This window comes from Allosphingosinicella sp., from assembly GCF_036387615.1.
Lineage (GTDB): Bacteria > Pseudomonadota > Alphaproteobacteria > Sphingomonadales > Sphingomonadaceae > Allosphingosinicella.
Genome location: NZ_DASVTH010000044.1, coordinates 1 through 3,269 on the forward strand (window position 1 = coordinate 1; position 3,269 = coordinate 3,269).

The 3,269-nt window shown below is 66.9% G+C and carries 5 protein-coding genes; all 5 read right to left on the reverse strand.

Translation table 11 applies throughout. The features are described from left to right. Positions 1–196, reverse strand: a 196-nt coding sequence (locus VF631_RS09880; RefSeq protein WP_431850131.1) for a patatin-like phospholipase family protein, incomplete at its 3' end; no start/stop codon positions are given. Between the two features lie 35 nt (positions 197–231). Then, positions 232–708, reverse strand: coding sequence for a hypothetical protein (locus VF631_RS09885; protein WP_431850132.1), 477 nt, complete (start codon positions 706–708; stop codon positions 232–234). Further along, positions 705–1,094, reverse strand: coding sequence for a DUF6152 family protein (locus tag VF631_RS09890; protein ID WP_431850133.1), 390 nt, complete (start codon positions 1,092–1,094; stop codon positions 705–707). Before VF631_RS09890 ends, VF631_RS09885 begins: the two co-directional genes overlap by 4 nt. A gap of 82 nt (positions 1,095–1,176) precedes the next feature. Continuing rightward, positions 1,177–2,394 (reverse strand): methionine adenosyltransferase, encoded by a 1,218-nt coding sequence (gene metK / locus VF631_RS09895; protein WP_431850134.1) that lies wholly within the window; start codon positions 2,392–2,394, stop codon positions 1,177–1,179. Positions 2,395–2,437: 43 nt separating this feature from the next. Further along, positions 2,438–3,269 (reverse strand): apolipoprotein N-acyltransferase (gene lnt, locus VF631_RS09900; RefSeq protein ID WP_431850135.1); only part of this gene is annotated, 832 nt, incomplete at its 5' end.

Genomic DNA, 3,269 nt, shown 5'->3' on the forward strand with positions numbered 1-3,269 from the left:
TCTCTCGCGGGTTGCCGCATATGATCGCACCATTGACCGCACCGGTGGAGGCGCCCACCACCCAATCCGGCTCAAGGCCATGTTCGTGAAGCGCCTGATAAGCGCCGGCCTGATATGCTCCGAGCGCGTTGCCGCCGCCGAGCACCAGCGCGAAATCGACAGCCTGAGCGAAGCCCTGATCGGGTAGAGCGTCCATGCCGGTGAAGCGCCGAAGAAGAGACTTCGTTCCGGTCAGAAGAAGCCGGTCATGCGCCCCAAGACGATCGCCGCCAGCCACAGCGCGGCCGAGGCGAAGCCTGCGACAGAGGCGTGGCGACTTGGTGCGACCTGCCAGTCGATCCTCCTCAGTATCACCGCGTTGCACAGCGCCAGGCCCACGCAGACCATCTTGATCTGGAACAGCGTCGACCCTGCATAGGCACGGGCATCCGTTGCGAAGAGCAGCAGTCCGGCGCTGATCGCCACCGCAAGACCCGCGACCGCTATGGGGATCAGCAGGCGCGCCAGCGTTTCGGTGCGCACGGGAGAGCGCCGCCAGCCGGCAAGCTGAAGGTCGAGCGGGACGATGGCGCCGAACAGGAGCGCCATACCGATCAGATGGCTGGTGGTGATCAGAGGATAGACGTAGGTCGAATTGCGGAGCGCCGCGATCATACGCGCCTGCTCGAGGCCGCCAAGCAGCGCGTCGAGCGCCGGGGGTAGGCTCAACTCGGCCGGTCTGGGTAGAGGTTGTAGCTCTTGCTGCCCAGCACGATGCGCTCCGCCTTCATCAGTCGCTCACCCTTACGTGCAGAACGATGACCGTGGAGGGTGAGGCGGGTGCCGGCCTTGAGCATGTCAGGCTTCAGGCCCGCCTGCTCGTTGCGCCACGGCTGGCCGATCTCGATCGTCCAATCCCCCGCGGGAGTGCCCAGCACCATCTCGCCATGCGGGTTGCCGTGGCGGACACGCTTGACCGTGCCGCTGAGGTCGAATTCCTCATCGGTCGCCCAGGCCCAGCCGTGATGGGCGGCAAGGGGGGCGGCAGCCAGGCTTGCGGTCAAGAGGCAGGCAACAAGTGCGATCGCGCGGGTCATCGTGCTTCTCCGATCCATCCACCCCCGCGCCGCTTATACCCCGATCGGGGGCGAGACGAAAGGAGGGCGTTCGCTCGCGATCGCTCGATCGTCACACCCGTCAGGCGACGGCTGCCTTGAGCTTCTCGACAAGGTCGGTGCGCTCCCAGGTGAACAGGTCACCGTCGGCTTCGCGGCCGAAATGGCCGTAGGCGGCGGTCTTCGAATAGATCGGCGCGTTGAGCGACAGATGCTGGCGGATGCCCTTGGGAGTCAGGCGGACGAGCTGCGGCAGCACCTCCTCGAGCTTCGCTTCCTCGACAGTGCCGGTGCCGTGGGTGTCGACATAGACCGACAGAGGCTCGGCGATGCCGATCGCGTAGGAGAGCTGGATGGTGCAGCGCGTTGCAAGGCCCGCGGCGACGACGTTCTTGGCGAGGTAGCGCGCGACATAGGCGGCCGAGCGATCGACCTTGGTCGGATCCTTGCCGCTGAATGCACCGCCGCCGTGGGGAGCGGCACCGCCGTAGGTGTCGACGATGATCTTGCGGCCGGTGACGCCCGCGTCTCCGTCCGGCCCGCCGATCTCGAATGCGCCGGTTGGATTGATGTAGATCGCGGTGGCGTCCGTGATGAAGCCGTCCGGCAGCACGTCGCGCATCACGCCGGTGACATAATCGCGCAGTTCGGCATATTTGGCGGCGTCGGCATTTTCGCCCTTCTCGCAATAGCCCGCCTTGTGCTGCGTCGAGACGACGAGCGCCGTGGCGCGCACCGGCTTTTCGTTCTCGTACTGGAGCGTGACCTGGCTCTTGGCATCGGGCTCGAGAAAGGGCGCCGCGCCCGAGTGGCGATCGGCGGCCATGCGCTCCAGGATCTTGTGGCTGTAATAGAGGGTGGCCGGCATCAGCCCCGCGGTCTCATCGGTCGCATAACCGAACATGATGCCCTGATCGCCAGCGCCCTCGTCCTTGTTGCCGCTCTCGTCGACGCCCATCGCGATCTCCGCGGACTGGCCGTGCAGATTATTGAGGAACTTGAACTCGTTCCAATGAAAGCCCGCCTGCTCGTAGCCGATGCGCTTGACCGTCTGGCGAACGGCCTGCTCGATCTCGGCCTCGACGCCGGGCGCCCATTGCCCGTCCTCGTAGACGCCGCGCCCACGGATTTCGCCGGCGAGGACGACAAGCTGGGTGGTGGTGAGCGTCTCGCAGGCGACGCGCGCCTCCGGGTCCTTGGACAGGAACAGGTCGACGATCGAGTCGCTGATCTGGTCGGCGACCTTGTCGGGGTGGCCTTCGGACACCGATTCTGAGGTGAACAAGTAGGAGGAGCGCATCGCAGGGCCTCTATAACGATATAAAGATAGCTTTATGTCGTCCCTAACGAGGGCGGCGGCGCAAGGCAACGGCCAAGCCGAACAGCACCAGCGCGACGAAGGCCGCCATGAGGTTGCCGACGCGGGAAAACACCGTCGGCGCGGCAGGCGCGGGGATCGCCATCTCGACGGCTCCGGCGGTCTCGTGCGGGATCGTGGCGAGCAATGCTCCGTTTGCGGCGATCACGGCGGAGATGCCCGTGGGTGTGGCGCGCAGGATCGGCAGCCCCTCCTCGATGGCGCGCATGCGAGCCTGAGCGAGGTGCTGCGGCGGGCCCCAGCGGCCAAACCAGGCATCGTTGGAAGGGTTGAAGAGGAAGCGCGGCCGGTGCGCGCGGTCGACCACTTCGCCGGAGAAGATGATCTCGTAGCAGGTCTGAACACCGGCCGCGCCGAACGGGGTGGCGAGGTTCGCGGGACCGGGGCCGGGTGTAAAGTCGAGGTCGCCGGGAACCAGGCGCGACAGCCCGAGCGGTTTCAGCAGCCAGGGAAGGGGGAGATACTCGCCGTACGGAACGAGGTGCGCCTTGTCGTAGCGGCCCGCCAGGCGGCCTCCCGGAGCGATGGCGAAGACCGAGTTGGCGGCGCCGACGATGCGCTGCTCCGTGTCGAAGGCGAGCGCGGTACCCCCCGTCAGGAGCAGATCGCGCGGACCCAGGACGCTGGCGATGCGGCGGCGGGTGTAGCTCGCCGGGCGGTCGTAGATCCACGCCGGGTAGCCGTCCTCGATCAGGTCGCGGACGACGCCCTCCGGCCAGACGATGATGCGCGGGGCGGGGCCGGGCGTGCCGGAGCGGCGGAGCAGTGCCTGGAGGACACGCTCGCTGTCGTCCTCG

What these genes read in the sequence shown, in the direction of transcription:
- VF631_RS09890 (WP_431850133.1), bottom strand. Translation starts at nt 1,094, where the DNA reads ATGGATCGGAGAAGCACGATGACCCGCGCGATCGCACTTGTTGCCTGC.
- metK (WP_431850134.1), bottom strand. Translation starts at nt 2,394, where the DNA reads ATGCGCTCCTCCTACTTGTTCACCTCAGAATCGGTGTCCGAAGGCCAC.